The sequence below is a fragment of the Idiomarina sp. genome (assembly GCF_048260185.1).
Taxonomy (GTDB): Bacteria; Pseudomonadota; Gammaproteobacteria; order Enterobacterales; family Alteromonadaceae; genus Idiomarina.
Genome location: NZ_JBLXHB010000001.1, coordinates 672182 through 697266, shown reverse-complemented (window position 1 = coordinate 697266; position 25085 = coordinate 672182). Strand labels below are relative to the sequence as shown.

Below are 25085 nucleotides of genomic sequence, written 5' to 3'. Positions count from 1 at the left end.
TTGAATTGCGATCTCCCACTGGATAGGACAAAATCAGAGTTACTGATTATGACAGGGTCAAGCAAATGAATTATCGAGTGCTTTTTATGTTAATCAGCGCCTTACCTTTTTGCGGTATGGCGCAACAATGGAATGTTCCTGAACCACAAGAATTTGATAAAACCGAAGTTTGTCTGGGCGAACTTGAACAACCTTTAACCGTCGAGCTGGCGGATAATCAGCAGCAGCAAGCGCGGGGGCTAATGCAGCGAGAGTCACTGGGCGAGTATAACGGGATGTGGTTCCGTTACGGCAATGAACGTCCGGGCTACAGTGGTTTCTGGATGTATCAGACATTAATTCCATTAGATATTGCTTACCTTGATCGGCAGGGGCGTATTGTGAAAACGTTCACGATGCGACCGTGCGGCAGCGATGATCCGACGCAGTGCCGAAGCTATTCTCCGGGGAAAAACTACTGGAGTGTGCTTGAGGTCAATGGCGGATTCTTTGCTGAGCATGATATTCGCATGGGCGATCAATTAAGAAAAGCTGAGGGCGAAAGCTGTAAGCAAAAATAGGGTAAAAAATAATAATGAAGAGTAATAAAAAAGGAGAAACCATGAAGTACGTCATATTGGGAGCATTGAGCTTAAGTGTTCTTGCTGCCTGCGGGCCGGCAAACGAGTCAAACAAAGAAACAGACAAAGCGGTTGCCGACATACAGGATTCAGCTTTTAACCCCAATTATCGGGATTATTTAAAGACGTTATCTTCTGACGAGTTTGAGGGGCGCGCACCTGCGTCAGCCGGCGGCGAGAAAGCCGTTAGCTTTATTGAAAATAATTTTCGTGAGTGGGGCTTAAAGCCGTACGACCAGGAAAATGACAGCTACCGTCAGCCTGTTCCTTTAGTCAAATTGATGCCGTATAAAGTGAGTTCTCTGAACTTTGCTGGTGAGTCAGCGCCCGAATCTATGAAGTATCGTACTGAAATGATGGCCTGGACACCGCGTGTGGTTGACGAAGTTAACGTTGAAAACAGCGACGTCGTTTTTGTCGGATACGGCATTGTTGCTCCTGAATACGACTGGAATGACTACGAAGGACTGGACGTTGAAGGTAAAACCGTTGTTATGCTGGTGAATGATCCGGGTTATGCCACCGGAGATTCAGAGCTCTTTAATGGTAATGCTATGACGTATTATGGGCGCTGGACATACAAATATGAAGAAGCGGCGCGTCAGGGAGCTAAAGCCGCGTTTGTAATACACGAAACAGGGCCTGCCGGTTACGGTTGGGGCGTTGTTGCTGGTGGTTCTCCAGTGCGTTTTGACTTAAAACGTGAAAACAAGAATATGGACCGTTCAGCCATTGAAGGTTGGGTGACAGAAGAAAGCGCTAACGCGTTATTTGCCAGTGTTGGTAAAAATTTAGAGCAAATGCGTGAGTTGGCTTTAAGTGGTGACTTCAAGCCTCAGCCGCTGAACATTGAAGCCTCATTGACGGTTAAAAACAAATTTGAATATTTAGATACCAATAACGTGATTGGTTACATCGAGGGTTCTAAGTATCCAGAAGAACACGTTATTTATATGGCTCACCACGACCACCTGGGAACCGACCCGGTGCGTGAAGATGATCCTATCTATAATGGTGCACAGGATAATGCCTCGGGCACGGCTGCATTAATGGCTATGGCTGAGCAGTTTGCCAAAGGGCAACAACCAGAGCGCTCTATTGTGTTTGCTGCAGTCGGTGCAGAGGAGAGTGGCCTGCTTGGTTCTGACTGGTACGCGTCGCATCCAATGCTGCCACTGGGCAAAGCGGTTGGCGGTATCAATATGGACGTTATGAATGTTTATGGTCCTATGAAAGACATGGTTGTCGTAGGTTATGGCAATTCTTCTATGGAAGACTACTTGAAACGCTACGTAAAGGCCCAAGATCGTTATGTAGCACCTGAGCCAACTCCTGAAGTGGGTTCATTCTATCGCTCAGATCATTTTAATCTGGCGAAAAGAGGTGTTCCAATGCTTTACGCTAAAGGCGGCAATGACCATGTTGAAAAAGGCCGTGAATGGACTGAAGAGCAGCGTGCTATATTTAATCGCGATGCTTATCATAAACCGGCTGATGAATTTGATGAAGACTGGGATTTACGTGGTGTACAGCAGGATATGTCTGTTTTTTATTCAATCGGTAATGAGTTAGCAAACTCACGTGAATGGCCTCAATGGGCACCGGGTAATGAATTTGAAGCGGCACGTAAAGCAACAGAAGATATGCGTAAATAGACGTTAAGATAACCTTGTAGGAACGGTCTGTGCCTTATGTTGTCTTAGCTTTGTAGTCATTTTTTAGGAGCAGTTATGACTCATAAACGAGATAAAGTTTATGTCCGTTTCAATCAGGGTTCACGCGCCGGAGGTTCATCCTCCGGTAACTGGCTCAGCCGTTTGCTGGGCCTTTTTTTGTTATTGGTTCTGATTGGCCTTGGGCTGGCTTTTGGCATGGTCATCGCGGCCGTGTTATTTGTGCTGATGATTCCGGTTATGTGGCGTCAACGTCATACTATTAAACAAGTTTGGCGTATGCGTAAACAAGCAAAACAGCATTATCAGGAGCAAAAGCGGCAGCATCAAAAACAACAAGAACATTATGAAAATAATAAGGAAGACCGTGGCTCGGTTATTGATGGAGAGTACGAAGTTAAAGAAGATCAGGACAAAAAACCATAGAAACAAAGGTCCAGTGCTGGAATGAAGAAACCTTATATTGTTATTCCGGCGCTGGATCCCGACCAGCACTTGCTGGAGCTTATTGATAGAATTACCACTGAAGATCCAGAATGGAATCACTATCTGGGTATTATTGTTGTTGATGACGGTAGTCGCTTCTCAGACGTTTTTCAGCAACTGGCTGATCGCCATCGTGTTCATGTTCTAAGCCATGAGCAAAATAAGGGAAAGGGCGCTGCATTGCGCACGGCATTTGACTGGATCATCAAGCAAGGTGATGAGCGCTGTTCCGGTGCTGTCACAGCTGATGCAGACGGCCAGCATTTGGCTAAAGACATTCTTGCTATCTGTACCTGCCTAAAAGGATACCCGGATAAGCTATGGCTGGGTAGCCGCACTTTCGATGAAAAAGACATTCCTTTTCGTTCCAGACTCGGCAATAAATTTACCCGGGTTATTTTTCGGTTGGTAACGGGGCAGGACATTAAAGATACCCAAACAGGGCTGCGCGGAATTCCTTTGGGCTTTCTTGAAAAGTTAGTTCACTTCACCAGTTCAGGTTATGAGTTTGAGTTGGAAATGCTGCTTTCGGCTAAGCGCTGCGGCTATCGCATAAATTCTCAGGAGATAACCACGGTTTATGAAGAGGGTAATGAAACAAGTCATTACCGACCAGTAATCGACTCGATAAAAATTTACCAAAAGTTTTTAAAGTTTGCGAGTATTGGGATTTTGTCTGCCGGTCTGGATTACTCCGTATTCGCAACAGCTTACTTTTTCTCAGGTCAGGTGTTGGAGTCTATTGTTCTTGCTCGAGTTATATCCGGGGTATTCAATTTTTCTCTGAATCGCCAATGGGTATTCAAACAAGGGTCTCATGTTGCCTGGGATGCAACTAAATACAGTTGTCTTGCGATTGTCTTAGTGGCTGCTAACTACGGCCTTACGGAGGCGTTCCGCTACCTTGGTGTTACACCTTTTATTGGTAAGCCATTAGCGGAAGGCTTAGTCTTCTTGTTGAGTTATGGTGGACAAAAGCGGCTAGTTTTTAAAAAAGCGGCTTAATAAACTGGTGTTTTAAAAAGAAAACCCGGAGTTTCAGCTCCGGGTTTTTTGTGTCTGCTATAGATTACTCTTCAGCTTGTTTGGGCGGGAATATTCGCCGTACAACATAGAAGAATAACGGTACGAAGAAGATCGCCAGTACAGTACCGCCAATCATTCCGCCTATAACACTGGTACCGATGGCATTACGGCTTGCTGCACCTGCACCATCGCTTAGTGCCAGAGGCATAACACCAAAGATAAAGGCTAAGGACGTCATAAGGATAGGGCGCAGACGTAAGCGCACGGCTTCCAGCGTGGCATCCAGTAGTTCTTTACCCTGAGCCTGTAAGTCTTTCGCAAACTCAACAATCAGTATGGCGTTCCTTGCTGACACCCCTACGGTTGTCAACAGACCTACCTGGAAGTAAACATCGTTAGAGATACCGCGAAGCATAACAGCAACAACAGCACCCAGAATACCCAGAGGGACAACCAGCATGACTGAGAATGGTATCGACCAGCTTTCGTACAGCGCTGCCAGGAACAGGAATACAACAATCAGCGATACGCTATAAAGGATCGGCGCAAAATCACCGGATTGACGCTCTTGTAAAGAAATACCTGTCCATTCGAAACCAATACCCGGAGGAAGCTTAGCAATCATCTTCTCCATTTCAATCATGGCTTCGCCGGTACTGACTCCCGGAGCAGCTTGTCCCTGAATCTCCATTGCAGCAACACCGTTGTAGCTTTCAACTCGCTGGGCACCATAAGTCCATTCCCAGCTCGAGAATGAGCTAAATGGCACCATATCACCCTGGTTATTTTTGACATACCATTCGTTAATATCTTCAGGCAACATACGCGATTCCGCTTCGCCTTGCAGATAGACCTTTTTCACCCGGCCCCGATCGATAAAGTCGTTAACGTAGGATGAGCCCCAGGCTGTGCTTAAGGTTTCATTGATATTGGCAATAGTCAGTCCCAGCGCCTGGGCTTTTTCAAAGTCGATATCAATACGCAACTGTGGCGCATCTTCAAGACCGTTTGGACGTACCTGTACCAGCTTGTCGTTCTGTCCTGCCATACCCAGCAATTGGTTACGGGCTTCGAGTAAACCAGCATGACCCAGGTTACCGCGATCCTGCAGGAACAGGTTGAAACCACTGGAAACACCAAGTTCTGGAATAGGTGGCAGGTTAAAGGCAAATATCATCGCCTCTTTAATACCAGCGAAGAATCCAAAAGCTCTGCCTATAACGGCATCAACACTCTGGCTTTCGTCACGTTCGCTCCAGTCTTTCAAACGCACGAAGGCGATACCATTAGCCTGACTTCGTCCTGAGAAACTGAAACCAACAACAGAAAATACTGACTGGACCGCATCTTCCTGATCAAGATAGTAGTTTTCTATTTTATCCATAGTGTTGACGGACTGCTCAATAGTTGAGCCGACGGGTAACTGCATCTGAGTCAAGAATACGCCGCGATCTTCGTCGGGCAAGAAGGCCGCTGGCAATTTCATGAATAAGAACACCAGAATGCCGATAATACCCAGGTAAAGTACGCCAAACCGTACGGTACGACGTAAAATTGAGTGAATGGTATTGGTGTACTTATCGGTCCATTTTTCTAAGGTACGGTTGAACCAGCCAAGCGGGCCCCAGCCACTGCTTTTGTCGTGCTTAACCGGTTTCAGCAGGGTGGCACACAATGCTGGTGAGAACACGATAGCGACGAGCACAGACAGACCCATAGAAGTAATGATGGTCAGTGAGAACTGTCGGTAAACGGCACCGGTGGAACCCGGGAAGAAGGCCATAGGTGCGAATACCGCGGCCATAACAACACCGATAGCAACAAGTGCCCCGGTAATTTGTCCCATCGACTTAATCGTTGCCTGTTTGGGTGACAAGCCCTCTTCAGACATTAAGCGCTCAACGTTCTCTACAACGACGATGGCGTCATCAACCAACAGGCCGATGGACAACACCATACCGAACATGGTCAGGGTGTTAATTGAGAAACCGGCTAATGCCATGACCCCCATGGTTCCCAGAATAACCACCGGTATTGCTAAGGTGGGGATTAAGGTAGCGCGTAGGTTCTGCAGGAAAACGAACATCAGCAGGAAGACCAGAATAATGGCCTCGATTAAAACTTGCGCCACTTCTGAAATCGAAATTTTGATAAAAGGAGTGGTGTCGTAAGCTGTAACCAATTCCATTCCATCAGGGAAAAACTCTTCCAGTTCAGCCATTCGGGCTTTCACCGCATCGGCTGTTTCCAGAGCGTTAGCCCCGGTTTGCAGGTTAATTGCCAGACCCGTTGCCGGCTTACCGTTATAATTGGCCTGAATGGAATAGTTTTCTGCGCCTTTTTCGACCTCAGCAACGTCTTTAAGGCGGACTTGCGAACCATCAGACAACACTTTTAAGGTGATATTTTCAAACTCAGAGACATCAGACATACGAGTTTGCGCAATAATGGTTGCGTTCAGACGTTGCCCCTCTACGGCTGGTGTGCCACCAAGTTCACCGGCAGCAACCTGAGCATTTTGTGCCTGAATAGCACTTTTAAGGTCAGCCATTGTCATGCCGTAGTTAACCAGCGCTGACGGGTCGACCCAAATTCTCATAGAGTAGGGTGAGCCAAAGAGTTGAACGTTACCAACCCCCGTTGTACGGGCTATAGGATCCTGAATATTTGACGCAATATAGTCACTTAAGTCGGTTTGAGAGTAACGGTCGTCTGAGGCCACGAGCGCGGCTACCATTAAGAATGAGCTACTCGCTTTACTAACGGTAATGCCCTGAGCCTGAACTGCCTGAGGCAACTGGGGGGTTGCCTGAGAAAGCTTATTCTGAACTTGCACCTGAGCAATATCAGGATCCGTTCCTGAAGCAAAAGTCAGACTAACGGTGCCGTTACCAAAGTTACTCTGAGAAGAGAAATAGAGCAGGTTATCAATACCTGTCATATTCTGCTCAATAACCTTGGTTACGGTATTTGAAACGGTTTCGGCGTTAGCGCCAGGGTAACTCACCTGAATTTCGACTGCAGGCGGAGCAATAGTCGGATACTGAGCTATAGGTAGCTGCAGCATCGCGATAGCACCGGCCATCATGGTCAGCAGCGCGATAACCCAGGCAAATATCGGGCGATTTATAAAAAACTTGGCCATTACTGACTTCCCTTACTGCTGCTGTTCAGAGTTAGATGAATCGATAGTCACCGATGCGCCCGGACGAATTTTTTGCAGACCTGAAGTGATAACGGTATCGCCTTCTTCAAGGCCTTCAGATATTAACCAACTGCTGCCTACAGCGCGTTCTGTCGTTATCATCCGTTGTTCAACTTTTTTGTCATCATTTACCAGCATGACATAAGGTCGTCCTCTGGGGTCTCGAGTTACAGCTGTTTGTGGTACTTTAATGGCTGAGTTGATAGTGCCTTCACTCACTTCAGCACGCACAAACATGCCGGGATACAGTGTTTTATCCGGGTTAGGGAATTCAGCACGCAATAGAATTGCACCGGTGTCTTCATCGACGCTGACTTCAGAGAAAAGCAGCTCACCTTTTTGATCGTAATCCAGACCATTTAATTTTAGACGAACGGGGGCGTTACCTTTATCGTTCGCCTGAATACGGCCAGATTTTATATCAGCCTGTAGTTCCATAAATTGTTTACTGGACTGGTTGATATCAACATAAATTGGATCCAGTTGATTAATCGTAACCAAAGGCTCAGTCTGCGACGCCGTTAATAGTGCGCCTTCTGTGAAATTAGAACGGCCAATAACACCGTTAATAGGGGCGTTGACTTTCGTGTACTCAAGATTAATGCGGGCATTCTTCAACTGGGCTTCAGCTACTGAAACAGCCGCTTTGTTTTGGTAGAAGGTAGCTTCTGCGCTATCAAACTCATCCTGACTTACTGCGTTTTCTTCAAGCAGCTCCTGAAAGCGGTCATAGCGAAGTTCTGAACTACGTAACACGGCTTTGGCGCTTTCAACTTCAGCTTCAGCACTGGCTAACTCAGCTTCATAAACTGCCGGATCAATTTGATAAAGCTGTTGTCCTTTTTCTACAAAGGCACCTTCTTCAAAAGTTCGTTTCAGCAGTACACCGCTAACCTGTGGACGCACCTGAGCAACTCGATAGGCGGCTGTACGACCAGGCAAATCAGTACTAAGGCTGATTGACTCAGGCGTTACGGTAATCACATCAACCTGAGCTGCTTGCTGCTGGCCTTGTTGCTGCTGTTGTTGGTCGCTGCATGCGGTTAGTGCTCCCGTTAACAGAAGACCCGCGGCAAAAATGGGGGCAAACCTAAAACGCGTGTTCATTAAATTACCTCTGACCTATTAATTTATATCAATCCGGAATTATACATACATTCATGTATGTTTGTAAAACTATTCGGCGACAGTTAGCGCTATTTTTCCGATGGTTTTCTGACTTTCTAATGCCTGATGCGCCTTCTGGAGATTACTCGCGTTCATTTCGCCAAAGCTTTTACCTAGAGTCGATCGAATCTGGCCTTTTTCGACCATTTTCGCAATATGGTTCAGTAATTCCTGCTGCTTTATCATGTCTGCCGTAGTAAACATAGAACGGGTAAACATAAACTCCCAGTGTAAGCTGATGCTTTTTTGTTTCATCAGGGTAATATCGAGGCTTTCTGACGGGTCATCTATGAGGCAAAAACGACCCTGAGGTGCCATCAATTTCATACATTGTGCAAAGTATTGCTCGCTGTGAGTCAAGCAGGCCACGTCGGTTACCGGGGAGGCGCCAATAGACTCTATCTGCTCAGCTAAGTCGTCGTAATGATTGATAACGTGGTCAGCCCCCAGAGCTTTTACCCATTGTTGGGATTCGGCACGGGAGGCCGTAGCGATAACGGTGACATCGGTTAGCTGAGCGGCAAGCTGAATTAAGATAGAGCCCACGCCACCGGCGCCGCCAATGACTAACAGAGTTCTTTTGTTATGCGGTGAAGGCTTATCAACCTGTAAGCGGTCGAACAGAACTTCCCAGGCAGTGATACTGGTTAGCGGAAGTGCGGCTGCCTGAGTGTCATCGAGGTTTTCCGGGGCTTTACCCACAATGCGGTAATCAACGGTTTGCAATTGTGCGTTGCAACCCTGCCGGGTTAAGTCACCCGCGTACCAAACCCGGTCACCGGTTTTAAATCCGGTAACTTTTTCTCCGGTAGAGACAACTTCGCCGACCGCATCCCAGCCAATAATTTTGTGGCCAGATTCAGGCGCCATGCGCATTCTGATTTTGGTATCGACCGGGTTAACGGCTACGGCTTTAACTTTAACCAGTAAATCGTTTGCTCCCGGAATAGGGTCATCAAGGGTAATATCCAGCAGTGAATTTGGATCTTCGGCCGGAAGTGATTCTTTGTATCCTACAGCGCGCATAGTCATCTCCTTAATTAACAACAATCACACTGTATACGTATTATTAGAGAAAGCGATGACAAAAAAATGGCAGTTAGGCAGAAAATCCTGCTTGCTCCAGATTATTTGCAAAGGCCTCTAATGCATCGAGACCTTGCACATCTTCTTCTAACAAATAAAGAGAGTAATTTCGCCATGCTTTAAAACGTTTGTGAATGTCTTCTATGTAAGTTTTCTCCTGGAGCCTGCGTTTGGCTAAAAAGCTGCCGTCGGCCTGCTCAGGCAAAATTCGATTAATGACAACACCACCAACAGGTAACTTTTCCGCAGTTAACGATTGTAATGCACGATCGGTTTCCTGAATAGGTAGCCGCTCGGGTGTCAGCACAAACAGAATGGATGTGTAACTGTTGTCCTGCAACAGACGCCGGGTTCGCTGAAAAAGCCTCTGTCGGGTTAATAGTTGTTCGGTAATTGCTTTAGTGCGGTCGGTCATACCGTCGCTGGCATTGTCTTGAGGGTCAGCCATTGGGTTATTAATGTCTTTACCGGCTTTGGGCGATAAGTGCTCGAGAACTGAGTCGAAGTCTTCAGAGCGCTTTTGCGAGCGCAGCATTCCCTGAGTCCAGGCAGCCATTGCCTCGGGTAACGTCAGTAAACGCAGGGTATGCCCGGTTGGGGCTGTATCAAAAATCAGTAAGTCATAGTCCTTTTCAGCTTCATCAATAACGTTGCAAATTCGTTCCAGTAAAGCCGCTTCCTGTGCCCCCGGTGACTGCTGGGTTAAACGCATTTGACGTTCAATTTCAGGAAAAAGGTCGGGGTTGGTAAAACGTTTCATTTGAGAACTGACACGTTCAATATGAGCTTTAACTTCGTGGTCAGGATCAATTTCTAATGCGGTTAAATTTTCGCGCATGACAGTTTTTTTATCGCCGATTTTTTTGTCGAATACATCGGCCAGGCTATGTGCCGGATCGGTTGAAACCAGCAGTACTTTTTTACCTTTTCGGGCAGCAAGAACCGCCAGAGCAGAGGACACTGTTGTTTTACCAACTCCGCCTTTACCACCAATTAATAAAACTTTTTTATCGCTTAACAACATGAGAAATGAACCCTGTTTTTGGTCGGGTTATAAAATTAGCAACAACGGAAATGGTCGAGAGGTGAATGTTCCATCCCCATACGTTGATGCCATTCGTGGAAGCGTTCCAGCATTAATGGCTGTAACTCTAAAGTATAATAGGCGGCCGGATTCGGCACGCCCATCATTTCAGAAAAAACCAGTAGCATGAATAAGTCATCTTCATCGCGCTTTGCCCGGGCAATAGCAGAGCGATAGGGCGCATTATAAAACTCATTGGCCAAATCACTCGCCCGGCTGAACCAACGGCGGACTGATTGTATATTCATGCTACTTACTCCTGTTTACTCTTACTGCTGTTTCTGAGCTTTTTGTTCCTTACGGATTTTAGATAAGCCAGCGCTAGCTTCAAGAGCAATCCAGATAGCTGCAACCAGTACGACTAAATCCAGACCCATTAAGAACCAGTCACCGCTGTTGTAAAAGTCCTTGAGCTGAACAATTAGCGCGAAGACTGTCATTATCAGCAGGAAAATTAACGGTATTAATGTGTAGTACATTGGTCTGCCCAGGCGAACCAGCATGACCGTAATAACCAACAAGGTTAACCCTGCTAATAATTGGTTTGTGGTACCAAACAGAGGCCAGATAACTAAACCGCCAGATCCATCTGCACCACCAGCACCGAAGGCCAGCAATAAACAGCTGCCTACAGCAAGCATGGTTGCCGGAAACGCTTTTTGCATCCAGTTAATGTTATACAGGTTTCCCCATTCCTGGAAAATATAACGCTGGAGACGAAGTCCGGTGTCCATTGTGGTACCGGCGAAAAGCACTGCCATAACGGTCAGTAATGTTTCTGATACGCCAATGTCCAGGCCAAGCCCCTGACTAATAATGTTGGCGCCACCTTCAACAAAGGCTGACACGCCGCCTTGGCCGAAAGAAGAGTAGACTGCTTCCCAGTCGGCTAATGTTGCAAAACCGGCTGTGGCAGCGATGATAGTGGCCAATGACAATGAACCTTCACCAACTGCACCAAAGTACCCAACAAAGCGAGCATCGGTTTCTTTATCAAGTTGCTTAGAGGTTGTACCCGATGCAACCAGACCGTGGAAGCCCGAAATTGCCCCACAGGCTATGGTGACGAATAACAGCGGCAACATTGACGGGGTGCCTTCCGGAGTATTGCTATTGAAGGCAGGAGCAGAAATTTCCGGAGCCAGCAATAGGGTGGCACCGTAAAGCAAAATAAGACCAATGAAGAGCTGCAGACCGTTGATGTAGTCACGCGGCTGAAGCAACATCCAAACAGGCAGTAACGAAGCGATGGCTGCGTAACCAAACAGGATAAGAACCCATTGCGCGTTGTCACTAATGCCCATTACCGTTTCCGGCAATGCTATTGGGAATGATGGGCCTGCCCAGATAAGTGCATACAGCGCCAATACACCGATAATCGATATTGCACCTAAGCCCATCCATTTACGGAAAATAATTTGTCCGATAATAAGTGCGACAAATATAGCTCCCCACACCGGTACGACCGAGCTGGAGAATTTAATCAACAGACCCGAAATAGCGGTAGCGAACACTGCGTTGACCATCAATAAGACAAGGAAGATAACGATCATAAACAGCGTTTGAGAGCGCTTGCCTACAACATCGCCGGTCAGGTTACCGATAGATTTGGCTTTATTACGGTTACTTGCCCAGATAGCGCCAGCATCGTGTACGCCAGCAAAAAATATGGTACCGAAAATAACCCATAAGAAAGCAGGTACCCAACCCCAGATAACCGCGATGGCAGGACCAATAATAGGTGCCGCACCGGCTACAGAAGTAAAGTGGTGGCCCCACAGAACGTATTTATTGGTAGGGACGAAGTCGACGCCGTCTTCTAATTCGTGAGCGGGTGTTCTGAAGTCTGGATCAAGCTTAAAAATTTTCTCAGCAATGAATTTAGAGTAAAAAACATAACCGAGAAACATTGCGCCTAAACCCAGAACCATCATTACGATTGCGTTCATGGCAAGAGCCTCATTGTTGTAGTGTTAGACAGATAACGAAAAATGCCAACAGTTATTGTATCGTAGAATCAATAACTGTTGGCATACGACCAATGTCTAATATCTAACAAAGGCTAAAACATTTAAAGCCTTTTATTACCCTGAAGCAGGCGAACGACTAAAGAAATCGCAAAGAGGATAATAAAGATATAGAAGATAATTTTGGCTATTCCGGCTGCTGTTCCGGCAATTCCACCAAAACCTAAAATGGCAGCAACTACAGCCACGGCTAGAAAGATAAGAACCCAACGTAACATATTCACCTCACTGATTAATTTAGAAGATTCAATTAGTAAGGTAGACCATGATCTGAAAAATTACCAATATATCCAAGTGTAAAAAACCGCTAAGACGAGAAGCCCAGCGGTTTTTATTTCACAAAAGGTGATTAATTAATGGGCTTCAGCAGCGGCATCAGCTGCCGCTTTATCGTCCAGCTTTTTTGCATAAACCTGAATACGGGGAGCTAAATAAATGGCATTACTGAGTAATTTAGCGGTTCCCCAAAAATAGGCGCGGAAATTCACGTTATCGGCAAAACCAATAACCTGACCGCTGCCTAAACGATGTGCGGCAATATTGGTTTTACCTTTCAGTATTTCGCGATTGCGCTCATCCGTGTAACCACTCATTAAAGGCTGCTCTGAATAGCGGGCAACTGAAACGAAAGGCGACTCCGGCTCTTCCATAGCGGCTGCCGAATTCTTGAATACCGGCATTTGGTCACGCGGGAAACCAAAGAATAACGGATGAGAAGTATCCACATCCATTGAGAATATCGCTCCGGCAATTCGTTGTTCGGCGTAGAAATCGTCACGTTCTTCGTAACTTAGCTGCTTTTTAGCAAAAGCGTTCTGGAAGACCGCGTCATCAACAAAACGAGTTTGTAGAAGGCCATTGTCTGCTAACCACTCAGCACCACCGCGCTGACCAATTATTGTTCCGCCCTGGCTTACCCAGTTTTGGATTTTTTTACGCAGTGGTTTATCTAAATTGCTGTAATGTCCGTCCACCATAATAATATGGCTATAACGGGTTAAGTCAGCTCTGGATAAACGCTCAGTATCAACCATCGACAATGGAATACCGACATGGCGGTCAAGGTAATACCAGGTTTCACCAGCTTCGTATAGGTTAACACCTGCACCGGTCAGCATCATTACGCTGGGTTTTTCTACCGGCTGAATATTACGGCTACCCAGGTCAACACCTTCAGGTGTTAATCCGGTCTCGATAGAGGTTACCTGAATACCTTTTTCTTTTGCTGCGGTAGCCAGACGGCGTTGTACATCACGCCATTCCCGTTCCTGATAGGCTTTAGGTACAACAATAGAACCGGCTGAAAACTCCTGACGGCCTTGTTCACCTTCTACAGTGAAGGGCTTGGTTGTCTGACGAACGTGAATGTTCTGCTCCAGCAACTCCTGTAATAAGCCCGGAGCGTGGTAATCGTTCCAGTTAAATGCGTAGGCGTAAGCATCAGTGAGAGCCGATGTTTTACGCTTTGGTGCATCCCAGGCATTATCCGCTATTTGAATACGACCGCGATGAGTCTCAAATGGTACGTTAAAGGCTAATGGTAAAGTCCAGCCCGAAACATCGTAGAAGGTGTTGTTCGGGAAGCTTTTACGGGTACTGAATATTCCCTGAATTAAACCGTACTGAGCCTGAGCCAGAGGAATATAATAACTGCTTCCGGCTTTAAACTGAGTACCGTTTTGCTCAATATCTTTTTCTACACGATAAGCTTTAATACCGTGTTGTTTAAAGATTTCCAGTAAGCCTTCTACACGCGACGGATCGCTTGAGTCACCAATTAAATAACCTTCAAACTTGGCTTTTTGAGCTGCTTCCATACCTTCGTCGTAAGCGCGCTCCTGAAATTCAATAAAACGACTTTTGTTTTTGTGTGTGCCGTAAATGGTACTGAGTGAGGCGACAAACTGGTTACGAATAGTGAATGGAAAGCTGACCTCACCATTAACCGAGTCCTGCAGGTGCCCGCGGCTGGATGCTTGTTCGAACAGTATACCAACAGCGCCCTGAATATCCGGATACGTTGAGCCTTTTCCATAATAGAAGTCATCAAATGACTCTTCGGTGTAATACAGGCTGCCAATATCATCCAGCGAGTCAGCGTGTTCCGCTGCCAGAATTTCTGTTAAGCGCACGTTTTCATCTGGCGTTAAAGGGTTTTTACGAGACGGAATACCCGGCTGGAAGAAATACGTGCTGTTGGTTCCCATTTCGTGGTAATCGGTCAGTACGTTGGGCTTCCACTTCTGGAAGTTAGCAATACGCGCGCGCGATTCAGGGTGCTGCAGCAACAGCCAGTCGCGGTTCATATCGAACCAATAATGATTAACTCGTCCGCGGGTAAACGGCTGCACATGCTCACGATGCTGAGGGTCCGCAACTAAATTCTGTCCACGGTGTTGGTTTGCCCATTGTGCAAAGCGGGCAAGACCGTCTGGGTTAAACGCCGGATCAAGCAGAATAACTGAATCATTCAAAAGTTCATCCACGGCTTCGCCTTCAGCGGCGGCAAGGTAATAAGCAAAAAGTATTGCTGCATTACTGCCGCTCGATTCGTCTCCGTGAATACTATAGCCCATGTACATTACGACCGGCGTATTGTCCGGGTCGGCATCACGGCTTGGATCAGCGGCTGCCAGATGACGCTCACGAACGTCATCAATATTGCGGTGGTTGTCCTCTGAAGTGACGGTAAGAAGTAACAAAGGACGCTGCTCATGTGTGCGACCGGTGACTTCCAGCGTAATACGATCTGACTCTTCTGCCAGAACTTCCATATACTTTACAATTTGCTCGGGGCGGGCATGCCACTCACCAACCTGATAACCCAGCACATCTTTGGGTTTGGTAATTTCCGGGTTGTAACTGACATCCTGTGGCAGGTAGTAAGAAAGGTCTGTTGTTGCCGCCATAGAAGGCAAGGCAACGATGACCAATGCGGCCGTGGTGACACGGCTTAACATTCGCTTAAACATAGATAGATCCCCTTGGTGTTATTATGCCAATACCATAACAAAAGCGTAACGCATTGACTGTTGTTTTCGGCGGGTCGCAGATTTTTAGCGATGCTTATCGCTTTTTCATTTGGTAATCGTACATGGGGTCGTAGTAGTCAACCAGTAAGCCTTCTATCCACTGTTTATGCCGCTCTTCACTGTCTTGGCTTAAGGCCTGCTGCAATATGCCGGACAGTTGGCGAAAGCGGAGGTCGCCTAATCGCTTGCGGGTTCGGGCCAGGCTGTCGAGTAGATAATTTTCAAACTGCTCACGTGACGGGTAAAGATCCTGGGCGGCTACAACATATTCCTGATAAATGACTTCCACACGTTGCTCTATACTGGCTTCTATAGGGTACCGCTCAGCTTTTTGAGTTGCATGGCGAAGGCATTCAGGAACGGAAACTGAGCCAATATGGCTGCCTTCGTCCTCTATAAATAGACTGGTCGCGCCACGAGCCTTAAGTTTTATCAGTTTAACGGCTAATTGGTTTTCAAAGTTAATCTGGGTGGGTTGAGGTTCGGGGTAACGGCCGAATGCTGACCCTCTATGATGCGCTAAGCCTTCTAAGTCAATTGAGTTCGGCTGATTCTTAATAAACTCGGTTTTCTGACAGCCGGTGCGGCCGCTTACTACAATCCAGTTAAACTCGGAGGCAAGCTCATGCGTGCGTTGAATCAGGTGTTGCCTCAGTGCCTTATAACCTCCCTCAATACGAGGTCGGGCAACGCCTTCATCATTTAACCACTGTTGTACTATTTGTGATCGCAAGCCGCCCCGGAAGCAATAAATCACACCATCTGGATGTGTATTGAAAAAACTTTTCCAGACGCTAACTCTTTGCTGCCTTGTTTCTCCACTGACCAACTCGTGTCCTAGCGCAATAGCGGCATCCTGACCGTGCTGTTTATAACAAGTCCCGACTTTTGCGCGCTCGTTATCTGTCATTAAAGGTTGATTCACCGCGGTACTAAAAGCGCCTTTTTTAAATTCCGCCGGCGCTCTTAAATCCAGCAAAGGTGTATCGTTAATAAAGAGTTGGTCAAATTGTGAGTGGGTTATCCAGTTACCAGACATTTATTCAACGACCACTCGGTATGTTTGTGTTTCTGCCGTATAGAGCTCACCAATAATCTGAATTGACTGATTATATTCGCGACAGATTTGATAAACGGCTTCAACGTCTTCTTTTGCCACACTAATGAGTAATCCGCCGGAGGTTTGCGGGTCACATAAAAGGTTACGCTGTTGCTCAGGTACCGGGCTAATATGCTGACCGTAGCTCTCGAAGTTGCGCAAGCTGCCTCCGGGAACACAACCCTGATTGAGGTAGTCACGTACGTGGGGTAAGGTCGGGATTTTGTCGAACTGTATTTTTGCATAAAGGTCGGCGCCTTCAGCCATTTCAATCAAGTGTCCGGCTAAACCGAATCCGGTCACATCTGTCATGGCGTTAATGCCTTTAATATCAGCAAAGACGCTGCCAATTCGATTCAGTTGACACATGGTCTCTATCGCAATTCCGCTATGCTCGGGCAACAGTTTTTTCTGTTTTTGTGCTGTAGTTAAAATACCAACCCCTAATGGTTTGGTTAGCATTAATACATCGCCTTCCCGGGCCGTATCGTTTTGTTTGAGTTTTTGTTTTTCTACTTGACCTGTTACCGCCAACCCAAATATAGGTTCTGGCGCATCAATGCTGTGGCCGCCGGCAAGCATAATGCCAGCATCGGCGCAGGCCTGGCGACCTCCATCAATAACTTGCTGCGCCACTTCCGCTGGTAGTTTGTTGATTGGCCAGCCGAAAATAGCGATAGCCATTAAAGGCTGACCGCCCATAGCGTAAATATCGCTAATAGCGTTTGTTGCAGCTATGCGGCCAAAGTCGAAAGGGTCATCACAAATTGGCATAAAGAAGTCGGTAGTACTTAATACAACCTGACCGTTGCCTAAATCGTAGGCGGCAGCATCATCACGAGTGCTGTTCCCCACCAGCAATTTAGGATCGGGTGCTATATCCAGTTTGCTTTGCAAAATGCTTGATAAAACCTGTGGCGATATTTTGCAGCCACAACCGGCACCGTGGCTGTATTCTGTTAGTTTAACGTCCTGACTCATGGCTGTATGTCCCTGTTAATTGGCTGCTGTAGTGAAATGAGCGTTTCTGTCGACTGTATTTCATCAATAGCCTGAATTCGGTTGATTAGCGTGTGCTGCAATTCGTTAATTGATGGCGTCATAATTTTAATAAAAACATTGTACTGACCGGTGGTGTAGTACGCCTCAATAACTTCTTCGAGCTTTTCCAGTTTTTCAATTGCGGCCGGATAGTCACCCGCGCTTTTCAAGGTAATGCCGATGAAACAACAGACATCGTAGCCTAAGCGTTTGGCGTTAACCTGTAAACGCGTGCCCTCAATAATTCCCGCGCGCTTCATTTTTTCAACTCGCACGTGAATAGTGGCCGGACTTACTTTATAGCGTTTAGCCAGTTCAGCATAAGGAATCCGTGCCTCGTCCATCAGGGTTTTGAGTATGGAACGGTCCAGATCATCGATTTGATAATTTTCGGGTGATTTTTTCATGTTTTATTAAAGCTTCGTTAATTAACTTAGGTATAAATTAACGAAAAATAATAAGTAAAGCTATTTTTATTAAACGTTATTGAATAAATAGTCCTGAAAGGTATTAATTGAATTGTATTTTTATTCTTTTATTAATGATTCGGAGTATTTATGAAGTCACAATACATGTTACAGCAACAGAAAATTCAATTCGTAAAAGCCTGCTTTACTCAGCAGTTGCAGCTTCAGCTTGGGCTTATTGAAGTGCAGTCGCCACTGCTAAGTGAGTTGGGCAGTGGTGTTCAGGATGATTTGTCGGGCTGGGAAAAGGCGGTTGCAGTTAAAGTAAAAGCCGTGCCCGAAAAAGATTATGAAGTAGTTCATTCGTTGGCTAAGTGGAAGCGCTTTACCCTTGGCCGTTACGGCTTTGGTGCCGGCGAGGGCATCGTTACCCAGATGAAAGCCCTGCGGCCCGATGAAGAAGCTTTGAGCTCGGTACATTCTGTTTACGTTGACCAGTGGGACTGGGAAAAAGTCATTACCGAAGAGCAACGTTCGCTGGCTTATCTGACTAAGACAGTAGAATGCATCTACGCTGCTTTGCGTCAAACGGAGCAGCAATATATTGAACAACACGGCGGAACCGGAACCTTACCGGAGAAAATACAGGTTGTGCATGCAGAAGATTTAATTACTGCTTATCCAGACCTTACTGCAAAACAACGCGAGCGCAAAGTGGTTAAACAACATGGCGCCGTATTTTTGGTCGGTATCGGCGGGGAGCTGAGTCATGGCCATGCACACGACGTAAGAGCGCCGGACTACGATGACTGGAGTACGGTTAACGAGCAGGGTAGTACTGGTTTAAACGGCGATATTCTTGTCTGGCATCCGGCATTAGATGATGCGCTGGAACTTTCTTCTATGGGGATACGTGTTGACCAGCAGGCATTAAAGCGTCAGCTGGTTATTAGTCAACAGGAAGAGAAGCTCAAGCTACCCTGGCACCAGTCTTTGTTGGCGGGCGAGCTGCCCTTAACTATTGGAGGGGGAATAGGGCAGTCACGGGTGGTGATGCAAATTTTACAAAGTGATCACATTGCTAAAGTCCAGTGTGGTGTCTGGCCGGAACCCATTGCGGAAGCCCTATAGTTGCAATTAACAGACTGATCTTGAAGTTTCTAGACGACTGGTCTAATATATGGCGCATGACTAAAAATGACACACGACAAAACATCATAACAATCGGTGCTGACCTGATATCCATACATGGGTTCAGCAGCACCGGCTTGAATAAAATTCTGAGCGAGGCGCAGGTGCCCAAGGGCTCTTTTTATCATTACTTCAAAAGTAAGAACGATTTTGGCCTGGCTGTTATCGAAACCTACGCCGAGGATTATGAAGCACGCATGGACGAAACTCTGGCTAACGAGAATCTGGAGCCGATTGATCGTTTGCGTAGCTATTTGCGTCGCTCGGTAGAGGACTTAAAGTCGTGTGATTTTTCCAAAGGCTGCTTGATAGGCAACCTGGGTCAGGAAATGGCCTCGCAGAGTGATTTATTTCGCGAACGGTTAGATGACATTTTTTCTGACTGGGAACAGCGTATTGCCCGGTGTTTAAAAGCTGCGCAGGACGCACAGCAAATTCAGCAATGCATTGACACCGAACAGATGGGAGCCTTCATTCTTTCAGGTTGGCAGGGAGCGTTACTGCGAGCCAAAGTTCAGCGTTCTATGCTGCCGCTACTGCGTTTTGAAGAGATGATATTAAAGCAGTTAGGGGCAGTTGACCAATAGCACTAACCGGAGGTAAAGCTATGTCAGAAGTACAAGATAAAGTTGTAATTATTACGGGTGCAAGCAGCGGCTTAGGTGAAGAAACCGCTCGTATGCTTGCGGCAAAAGGCGCAAAACTGATGTTAGCGGCGCGTCGCGAAGATCGTTTGAAAGAGTTAACTGAATCAATTAAGAAAGACGGTGGTCAGGCAGCTTACCGTGTGGTTGATGTAACCGACAAAGCGGCAGTTCAAAAACTGGCTGACGACACTAAAGCTGAATTTGGTCGTATTGATGTGCTGATTAATAACGCCGGACTCATGCCACTGGCACCGCTCGATGCGCTAAAAGTGGACGAGTGGGATACCATGATTGATGTGAACATTAAAGGTGTTCTGTATGGCGTAGCTGCTGTATTACCGGTTATGCGTGAACAGCATGTCGGTCATATCATCAACCTGTCATCAGTTGCAGGTCAGAAAGTCTTTGCCGGCGGAACGGTGTATTGCGCAACTAAGTTTGCGGTAAAAGCTATTTCTGAAGGCATTCGTCAGGAATCTAATGGTGAAATTCGCGCAACCAATATTTCACCGGGCGCTGTAGCAACAGAACTGACTGACCACATTAGTGACAAAGACGCGAAAGAAATGGCTGACAGTTTGTATTCAGACGCGATTGATTCTGCGGCTATTGCCCGTGCCATTACGTTTGCGATTGAGCAACCTCAGCAAGTTGACGTGAATGAAATGATCATTCGCCCAACCAAGCAAGAGCTGTAATTTGTTATGAAATATTCAGTTCTTGATTTAGCGCCTATTACCGAAGGTGGGTCTGTGGCTGAATCATTGCATAATTCTGCTGATTTAGCCCAGCATGCAGAGCGGTGGGGTTACCACCGCTTCTGGATGGCTGAGCACCACAATATGACCGGAATTGCCTCGGCCGCAACCGCGGTTGCCTTAGGTTATGTTGCTGGCAAAACCGATAAAATTCGGGTAGGTTCAGGCGGTGTTATGTTGCCTAACCATGCGCCTTTTGTGGTCGCTGAGCAGTTTGGTACGCTGGATGCCCTGTACCCCGGACGTATTGATATTGGTTTGGGTCGAGCGCCGGGAACAGACGGCCGAACCCTACGGGCATTAAGACGTAAACCCGACGACGCCGAGCAGTTTCCTAACGATGTTCAGGAGCTTTTAGGTTATCTGGAAGAAGCACAGGAAAGTGATGCCATTAAAGCTGTGCCCGGCTTTGGACAGAAAATTCCGGTGTGGTTGCTCGGCTCAAGCACTTTTGGCGCCCAGCTTGCAGCGCATTTAGGTCTGCCTTATGCCTTTGCATCGCATTTTGCACCAGACTATTTGCAGCATGCATTAAAAGCGTATCGCGAGAACTTTCGTCCGTCGCGTTACCTCAGTAAACCTTATGTTGCTGCGGCAATGAACGTTTTTGCGGCAGACAGCGAAACCGATGCGCGAAAAATGATGAGCTCAATGCAACAACAGTTTATTGCGTTGCGTCGCGGTACACCCGGGCCTTTGAAAGCACCGGTGGATGACATAAGAACGGTTGCTGCGCCTCATGAACTGGCCGGGGCGAATCATGCATTAACCTATACGGCGGTTGGCACTAAGGATTCAGTTCAACGGCATATTAATCAGTTTATTGATGATACCGGTATAGATGAAGTTATTCTTACCTGCCATGCCTTTGATCATCAGGCTCGTTTAAGGTCGTTAGAAATTGCTGCAGAAGCTTTAAACGGAAAGTGAAAAGCGTTTAGCTAAAAGACTGACGCTTTACCTTAAACACGTTAGAATAGCGGCATCTTTAACAGGCAGTCTGGTTGTATTTTTATGAGAATTATCATTCGTTACTTTTTTCGTACTCTACGGCTTATTTTAACGCCTATTGTTTTACTAGTTGAAAAGTTGACCACACCAAAAGGCCAGAGCCGCAGTGATGAGGCTCAGCAACAGGTAGATGAAGCTTGCAAGTCTTTGGCTCTTTATCAATTTGCCGCTTGTCCTTTTTGCGTCAAGGTGCGTAAGGAAATTGCCCGTCTTAATTTGAATATAGAGTTAAGAGACGCGAAAAATAATGAGCAGCACAGACAAGAGCTGCTAGATGGCGGCGGCAGGGCTAAAGTGCCGTGTTTGCGCATTGAGCAGGACGATAAAGTACAGTGGATGTATGAGTCCGACGACATTAACCAGTATTTACAACAGCGCTTTGCTTAATCAAACATTGGGCGACTAGTTCCTAACCACTGATCCAGGCTTTGCTGAAAGTCCGGATCAGCGTTAAGCTCGTTAATGACTTCATTAAGGTGCCGCACAGCTTTACGCCCCCATTCATTATTGCTACAACCCACTGCACCCTCGATAATCACACCCTCGTACTCTTTAATAGGTAAAAACACCAGTCCGCTGTTTTTAAATTCAGTTTCGTTGTAGTAAGTCATGATCATTTCATAATCGATAGTGTAATCAATACGCTCGTTGACTATCATGGTCAGCAAGTTGATGTGGGCATTGTCGCCGCTGATAAAACTGAAATTATCTGAGTCGATAAGGTGCTCTTCCAGCAGGGGCTGCAGTCGTCCATAACGGCGTTCAGCTGGTTGCGCAAAGCGTAAATTTGAGTCCTGAACCAGGTTGGAAAAATTTACTGGCTGGCCATATTTTCCAATGATTCTGGCCGCGGTGTCAGCACGGGTAATTATGCCGTGTGGTTGGTACCGATGAGTTATGTCGGTGTAATTAAATTCGGAATTGTAACTTGCTCCTTTAATCAGGCAGGGAAAGCAGAGGTTTTTGTTCTTTTTCATAAGCATGGTAATACGGCGGGAGGGCAGTTTTCTGACCTTGTGCGACAGTTCCGGTAGCTGGCGCTGAAAGCTGCTGACTAAAGCATCGCAAAAGCCTTGTTCTTCATATTTACCATCAAATATATGAAACGGCGGGGAGGAGTTTACTCCCCAAATAATGTCTTCATGCTCGGCAAGGCTGCTTGAGCTAAACAGAGCCACTATAGATAATGCGGTGTACAGCGCAACAAGTTGCTTGTTAAAGGTCATAGTAACCGCCTTTCTTTATAATGAACGTTTTGACTATCATGATAAAAGCTTACATTGTTACTTAATTGTTATATCTGATAGTTTTATCTAAGCACAAAATATAGGTAATTGCTAAATGCTGGTTATTTTTAATCACGGAAAAGAGAGCGGCCCCTGGGGCAGCAAAATTAAAGTTTTAGCAAAAACCGCTGAAGCTTTGGGGTTCAGCGTAACCAGTGTCGATTATCAGGGTATTGATGATCCTGATCAGCGCGTGGAAAAACTCACAACATATATTGAAGCACTAACGGAAAATTTCTTGCTGGTCGGTTCCAGCATGGGCGGTTACGTGGCAACGGTAGCTGCAGCTAAAACAAAGAGCCGGGGGCTGTTCATAATGGCTCCGGCCTTTTACTTAGGTGGTCAGGCAAATTTTGATGAACTAACACCGGCTTGTGAGACTCAAATTATTCATGGCTGGAACGACGATATTGTTCCTGTTGAAAACAGTTGGCGTTATGCGGAAAGAACCAGGGCAGAGTTACACCTGGTGAATGATGACCACCGTTTAATTGACAGCTTGCCGCAAACTAATGCACTGTTTAAACGGTTTCTTGAAACGTTATTAAAAGGGTAGGTTATGGAATATACATTAGCTCCGGAATTAGCCAGAGACAGTTATCATTTAACCGATTGGCCGCTATGCGAAGTCAGAGTCATGAATGACAGGCAATTTCCGTGGTTTTTGTTGGTTCCTAAAGTGGCAGACGTGCGCGAAGCCATAGACCTTTCTGAAGATGACCAACTACAGTTGTTACAAGAAAGCCGGTTTCTATGCCACTGGCTAAAAGCTGAATACCAACCCGATAAACTCAATGTCGCTGCTTTAGGAAATCAGGTTCCGCAGTTGCATGTTCATCATATAGCGCGGTTTCAAACTGACGCTGCCTGGCCTGCTCCAGTCTGGGGGAAACAACCTATGCTTCCGTTGAAAGAAAGTGAAGTGGCAAGGCTGCAATCGGTATTCGCTGATATTACAGTGTAAGTGTTTTAGACTGAGTGTGTGCGTTAACAAAATAACGGAGAGTAACCCTCAGAGGTTACTAATAACAAATGGCAGCAGATTATTTGATTACCAGTAAATGCGTGAATTTAGTGGCGCAAATAAGCACCGACTTTGGCCGCTGGCTAGCATTACTTGAATCCGGTAAAAGCAATTTAGAAGAGTTTAAGTCTCAACAACTGCCAATTAAAGCTCATGCGTCGGTTGGCCTGGATGAGCAGTCACAACCGCTGGAGGGTATTCGTCTAGACGAAGCCTATAAAAAATTGTCTGAGTGGAATTTACATTCGGAATCGGATCTTAAAAGCGCTCACCAGATGATTTGCGCTGCAGTAACGCCTAGTGCCGGAAGTTATCGTGCAACGGGAATGGGCGTTTACCGAAACAACAAACTGGTTCATATGACTGCTCCGGCGGGGCAGGCCGGTAAGTCGGTAAGAAGTTTATTGTCCTGGTTAGACGAAAGTACCGAGCACCCTTTAATTAAAGCCGCTATTTTTTTACAGCAGTTCGAGTTCATTCAGCCGTTTTCTGTTGCCAACGGTTGTGTTGGCAGACTCTGGTTTAGCCTCATTCTTGCCAAATGGCATCCGGCAGTTGCCTGGTTAAGCTTTGAACAAACTTTTAAATTCAACAAAGATGAATACCTTGACTGCTTGCGCCGCTCAATTAGTGAAAATGACAGAGGTCTTATGGTTGAGTTTATTCTGGATTGTTTGCAACAGAGTATTTCAACCACAGTGAAAGAAGAAAAAGACAAAGCAGCGGTGCTGGAAGAAGCGAATATTTCACATGACTTTTCTAGTGAAACGGCAGTGAGTTCGGTAAAAAGTTCGCTGTTAGGTTCGGATAACGGTTCGGGTAAAGGTCGATATTCGGGCTCGAGCACACGAAATATGGTTCTTAGACTATTAAATGAGCAACCCGAATGGAGTGCCGCCAGAGTCGCTGAAGTGTTGAATATTTCATCGCGCGCGGTAGAAAAACACATTTCTAAATTGAAAGAACAAGGGGTATTAATTCGAAAAGGTTCAGCCAGAGGAGGTTACTGGCGAGTGGCAACTGAAATGGGAGAGCAACTTAGCTTACCAGAATGGAACCAGTGAATGCTTTATTGAGTGTCATTCGAAGAAGAATTGGTCGGCGTGAGAGGATTTGAACCTCCGACCCCTGACACCCCATGACAGTGCGCTACCAAGCTGCGCCACACGCCGACCGAGGACTGCTATGTTACTGGATTAAGCCGAATTAGCAAGT

The 25085-nt window shown here is 46.4% G+C and carries 24 protein-coding genes and 1 tRNA gene; 12 read left to right on the top strand and 13 right to left on the bottom strand.

Annotation, left to right across the window (positions count from 1 at the left end; genetic code table 11):
• Positions 1-86: 86 nt before the first annotated feature.
• From ACN0RF_RS03430 to ACN0RF_RS03415, 4 genes are all read left to right on the top strand, one after another.
• Positions 87-560 carry a DUF192 domain-containing protein gene (locus ACN0RF_RS03430; RefSeq protein WP_404398905.1) on the top strand — a complete coding sequence of 158 codons (474 nt, stop codon included), beginning with the start codon at positions 87-89 and terminating at the stop codon, positions 558-560.
• A 41-nt stretch (positions 561-601) separates the two neighbouring features.
• Positions 602-2275 carry a M28 family metallopeptidase gene (locus ACN0RF_RS03425; protein ID WP_417438066.1) on the top strand — a complete coding sequence of 558 codons (1674 nt, stop codon included), beginning with the start codon at positions 602-604 and terminating at the stop codon, positions 2273-2275.
• A gap of 75 nt (positions 2276-2350) precedes the next feature.
• Positions 2351-2719, top strand: coding sequence for a hypothetical protein (locus tag ACN0RF_RS03420; protein ID WP_417438065.1), 369 nt, complete (start codon positions 2351-2353; stop codon positions 2717-2719).
• Positions 2720-2740: 21 nt separating this feature from the next.
• Positions 2741-3784 (top strand): GtrA family protein, encoded by a 1044-nt coding sequence (locus ACN0RF_RS03415; protein WP_417438064.1) that lies wholly within the window; start codon positions 2741-2743, stop codon positions 3782-3784.
• 64 nt (positions 3785-3848) lie between these two features.
• On the opposite strand, the gene ACN0RF_RS03410 is transcribed toward ACN0RF_RS03415, so the two are convergent.
• The 11 genes from ACN0RF_RS03410 to asnC form a co-directional block, all read right to left on the bottom strand.
• Positions 3849-6950 (bottom strand): efflux RND transporter permease subunit, encoded by a 3102-nt coding sequence (locus ACN0RF_RS03410; RefSeq protein WP_417438063.1) that lies wholly within the window; start codon positions 6948-6950, stop codon positions 3849-3851.
• A gap of 12 nt (positions 6951-6962) precedes the next feature.
• Positions 6963-8117: an efflux RND transporter periplasmic adaptor subunit gene (locus ACN0RF_RS03405; protein ID WP_417438062.1), complete on the bottom strand. Its 1155-nt coding sequence runs from the start codon at positions 8115-8117 to the stop codon at positions 6963-6965.
• Positions 8118-8186: 69 nt separating this feature from the next.
• On the bottom strand, positions 8187-9203 hold the full coding sequence (locus ACN0RF_RS03400; RefSeq protein ID WP_417438061.1) for a zinc-binding alcohol dehydrogenase family protein: 1017 nt from the start codon (positions 9201-9203) through the stop codon (positions 8187-8189).
• 73 nt (positions 9204-9276) lie between these two features.
• A complete protein-coding gene (locus ACN0RF_RS03395; RefSeq protein WP_417438060.1) occupies positions 9277-10287 on the bottom strand; it encodes an ArsA family ATPase in 1011 nt (336 codons plus the stop codon).
• A 35-nt stretch (positions 10288-10322) separates the two neighbouring features.
• A complete protein-coding gene (locus ACN0RF_RS03390) occupies positions 10323-10595 on the bottom strand; it encodes a cory-CC-star protein (RefSeq protein WP_011233950.1) in 273 nt (90 codons plus the stop codon).
• 21 nt (positions 10596-10616) lie between these two features.
• Complete coding sequence (locus ACN0RF_RS03385; protein WP_417438059.1) at positions 10617-12296, bottom strand: carbon starvation protein A; 1680 nt, start codon at positions 12294-12296, stop codon at positions 10617-10619.
• Between the two features lie 122 nt (positions 12297-12418).
• Complete coding sequence (locus ACN0RF_RS03380; RefSeq protein ID WP_016341288.1) at positions 12419-12592, bottom strand: DUF1328 domain-containing protein; 174 nt, start codon at positions 12590-12592, stop codon at positions 12419-12421.
• 135 nt (positions 12593-12727) lie between these two features.
• The gene (locus tag ACN0RF_RS03375) at positions 12728-15346 is read right to left on the bottom strand and encodes a M14 family zinc carboxypeptidase (protein ID WP_417438058.1); all 2619 of its coding nucleotides are present in this window, start codon (positions 15344-15346) and stop codon (positions 12728-12730) included.
• Between the two features lie 94 nt (positions 15347-15440).
• Entirely contained in the window at positions 15441-16445 is a 1005-nt protein-coding gene (gene mnmH, locus ACN0RF_RS03370; RefSeq protein WP_417438057.1) for a tRNA 2-selenouridine(34) synthase MnmH, read from the bottom strand.
• On the bottom strand, positions 16446-17486 hold the full coding sequence (selD, locus tag ACN0RF_RS03365; RefSeq protein ID WP_417438056.1) for a selenide, water dikinase SelD: 1041 nt from the start codon (positions 17484-17486) through the stop codon (positions 16446-16448).
• Positions 17483-17953 (bottom strand): transcriptional regulator AsnC, encoded by a 471-nt coding sequence (asnC, locus tag ACN0RF_RS03360; protein WP_417438055.1) that lies wholly within the window; start codon positions 17951-17953, stop codon positions 17483-17485. Before asnC ends, selD begins: the two co-directional genes overlap by 4 nt.
• A 150-nt stretch (positions 17954-18103) precedes the next feature.
• Here asnC and asnA point away from each other — a divergent pair, with 150 nt between their 5' ends.
• The 5 genes from asnA (at position 18104) to ACN0RF_RS03335 (ending at position 21947) form a co-directional block, all read left to right on the top strand.
• Positions 18104-19084 carry an aspartate--ammonia ligase gene (gene asnA, locus ACN0RF_RS03355; RefSeq protein WP_417438054.1) on the top strand — a complete coding sequence of 327 codons (981 nt, stop codon included), beginning with the start codon at positions 18104-18106 and terminating at the stop codon, positions 19082-19084.
• A 56-nt stretch (positions 19085-19140) separates the two neighbouring features.
• A complete protein-coding gene (locus ACN0RF_RS03350; protein ID WP_417438323.1) occupies positions 19141-19731 on the top strand; it encodes a TetR family transcriptional regulator C-terminal domain-containing protein in 591 nt (196 codons plus the stop codon).
• Between the two features lie 20 nt (positions 19732-19751).
• A complete protein-coding gene (locus ACN0RF_RS03345) occupies positions 19752-20489 on the top strand; it encodes an SDR family oxidoreductase (RefSeq protein WP_011233943.1) in 738 nt (245 codons plus the stop codon).
• Positions 20490-20495: 6 nt separating this feature from the next.
• The gene (locus tag ACN0RF_RS03340) at positions 20496-21479 is read left to right on the top strand and encodes an LLM class flavin-dependent oxidoreductase (RefSeq protein WP_110014007.1); all 984 of its coding nucleotides are present in this window, start codon (positions 20496-20498) and stop codon (positions 21477-21479) included.
• A gap of 84 nt (positions 21480-21563) precedes the next feature.
• A complete protein-coding gene (locus ACN0RF_RS03335) occupies positions 21564-21947 on the top strand; it encodes a glutathione S-transferase N-terminal domain-containing protein (RefSeq protein ID WP_114981364.1) in 384 nt (127 codons plus the stop codon).
• Here ACN0RF_RS03335 and ACN0RF_RS03330 read toward each other — a convergent pair.
• Positions 21944-22786 (bottom strand): TIGR02285 family protein, encoded by an 843-nt coding sequence (locus ACN0RF_RS03330; RefSeq protein WP_114981362.1) that lies wholly within the window; start codon positions 22784-22786, stop codon positions 21944-21946. The genes ACN0RF_RS03335 and ACN0RF_RS03330 overlap by 4 nt on opposite strands.
• 115 nt (positions 22787-22901) lie before the next feature.
• Between ACN0RF_RS03330 and ACN0RF_RS03325 the strand changes: the two genes are divergently transcribed.
• From ACN0RF_RS03325 to ACN0RF_RS03315, 3 genes are all read left to right on the top strand, one after another.
• Entirely contained in the window at positions 22902-23402 is a 501-nt protein-coding gene (locus ACN0RF_RS03325) for an alpha/beta hydrolase (RefSeq protein ID WP_417438053.1), read from the top strand.
• A gap of 3 nt (positions 23403-23405) precedes the next feature.
• Positions 23406-23810, top strand: coding sequence for an HIT domain-containing protein (locus ACN0RF_RS03320; RefSeq protein WP_417438052.1), 405 nt, complete (start codon positions 23406-23408; stop codon positions 23808-23810).
• A gap of 68 nt (positions 23811-23878) precedes the next feature.
• Complete coding sequence (locus ACN0RF_RS03315; RefSeq protein ID WP_417438051.1) at positions 23879-24934, top strand: Fic family protein; 1056 nt, start codon at positions 23879-23881, stop codon at positions 24932-24934.
• A 31-nt stretch (positions 24935-24965) separates the two neighbouring features.
• Here the strand turns inward: ACN0RF_RS03315 and ACN0RF_RS03310 are convergent.
• Positions 24966-25042, bottom strand: a tRNA-Pro gene (locus tag ACN0RF_RS03310).
• Between the last annotated feature and the right edge of the window lie 43 nt (positions 25043-25085).

Excerpts from the sequence above, each read along its gene's own strand:
- ACN0RF_RS03430 (WP_404398905.1), top strand. The coding sequence starts at position 87 with ATGTTAATCAGCGCCTTACCTTTTTGCGGTATGGCGCAACAATGGAAT.
- ACN0RF_RS03425 (WP_417438066.1), top strand. The coding sequence starts at position 602 with ATGAAGTACGTCATATTGGGAGCATTGAGCTTAAGTGTTCTTGCTGCC.
- ACN0RF_RS03420 (WP_417438065.1), top strand. The coding sequence starts at position 2,351 with ATGACTCATAAACGAGATAAAGTTTATGTCCGTTTCAATCAGGGTTCA.
- ACN0RF_RS03415 (WP_417438064.1), top strand. The coding sequence starts at position 2,741 with ATGAAGAAACCTTATATTGTTATTCCGGCGCTGGATCCCGACCAGCAC.
- ACN0RF_RS03410 (WP_417438063.1), bottom strand. The coding sequence starts at position 6,950 with ATGGCCAAGTTTTTTATAAATCGCCCGATATTTGCCTGGGTTATCGCG.
- ACN0RF_RS03405 (WP_417438062.1), bottom strand. The coding sequence starts at position 8,117 with ATGAACACGCGTTTTAGGTTTGCCCCCATTTTTGCCGCGGGTCTTCTG.
- ACN0RF_RS03400 (WP_417438061.1), bottom strand. The coding sequence starts at position 9,203 with ATGCGCGCTGTAGGATACAAAGAATCACTTCCGGCCGAAGATCCAAAT.
- ACN0RF_RS03395 (WP_417438060.1), bottom strand. The coding sequence starts at position 10,287 with ATGTTGTTAAGCGATAAAAAAGTTTTATTAATTGGTGGTAAAGGCGGA.
- ACN0RF_RS03390 (WP_011233950.1), bottom strand. The coding sequence starts at position 10,595 with ATGAATATACAATCAGTCCGCCGTTGGTTCAGCCGGGCGAGTGATTTG.
- ACN0RF_RS03385 (WP_417438059.1), bottom strand. The coding sequence starts at position 12,296 with ATGAACGCAATCGTAATGATGGTTCTGGGTTTAGGCGCAATGTTTCTC.
- ACN0RF_RS03380 (WP_016341288.1), bottom strand. The coding sequence starts at position 12,592 with ATGTTACGTTGGGTTCTTATCTTTCTAGCCGTGGCTGTAGTTGCTGCC.
- ACN0RF_RS03375 (WP_417438058.1), bottom strand. The coding sequence starts at position 15,346 with ATGTTTAAGCGAATGTTAAGCCGTGTCACCACGGCCGCATTGGTCATC.
- mnmH (WP_417438057.1), bottom strand. The coding sequence starts at position 16,445 with ATGTCTGGTAACTGGATAACCCACTCACAATTTGACCAACTCTTTATT.
- selD (WP_417438056.1), bottom strand. The coding sequence starts at position 17,486 with ATGAGTCAGGACGTTAAACTAACAGAATACAGCCACGGTGCCGGTTGT.
- asnC (WP_417438055.1), bottom strand. The coding sequence starts at position 17,953 with ATGAAAAAATCACCCGAAAATTATCAAATCGATGATCTGGACCGTTCC.
- asnA (WP_417438054.1), top strand. The coding sequence starts at position 18,104 with ATGAAGTCACAATACATGTTACAGCAACAGAAAATTCAATTCGTAAAA.
- ACN0RF_RS03350 (WP_417438323.1), top strand. The coding sequence starts at position 19,141 with ATGACTAAAAATGACACACGACAAAACATCATAACAATCGGTGCTGAC.
- ACN0RF_RS03345 (WP_011233943.1), top strand. The coding sequence starts at position 19,752 with ATGTCAGAAGTACAAGATAAAGTTGTAATTATTACGGGTGCAAGCAGC.
- ACN0RF_RS03340 (WP_110014007.1), top strand. The coding sequence starts at position 20,496 with ATGAAATATTCAGTTCTTGATTTAGCGCCTATTACCGAAGGTGGGTCT.
- ACN0RF_RS03335 (WP_114981364.1), top strand. The coding sequence starts at position 21,564 with ATGAGAATTATCATTCGTTACTTTTTTCGTACTCTACGGCTTATTTTA.
- ACN0RF_RS03330 (WP_114981362.1), bottom strand. The coding sequence starts at position 22,786 with ATGACCTTTAACAAGCAACTTGTTGCGCTGTACACCGCATTATCTATA.
- ACN0RF_RS03325 (WP_417438053.1), top strand. The coding sequence starts at position 22,902 with ATGCTGGTTATTTTTAATCACGGAAAAGAGAGCGGCCCCTGGGGCAGC.
- ACN0RF_RS03320 (WP_417438052.1), top strand. The coding sequence starts at position 23,406 with ATGGAATATACATTAGCTCCGGAATTAGCCAGAGACAGTTATCATTTA.
- ACN0RF_RS03315 (WP_417438051.1), top strand. The coding sequence starts at position 23,879 with ATGGCAGCAGATTATTTGATTACCAGTAAATGCGTGAATTTAGTGGCG.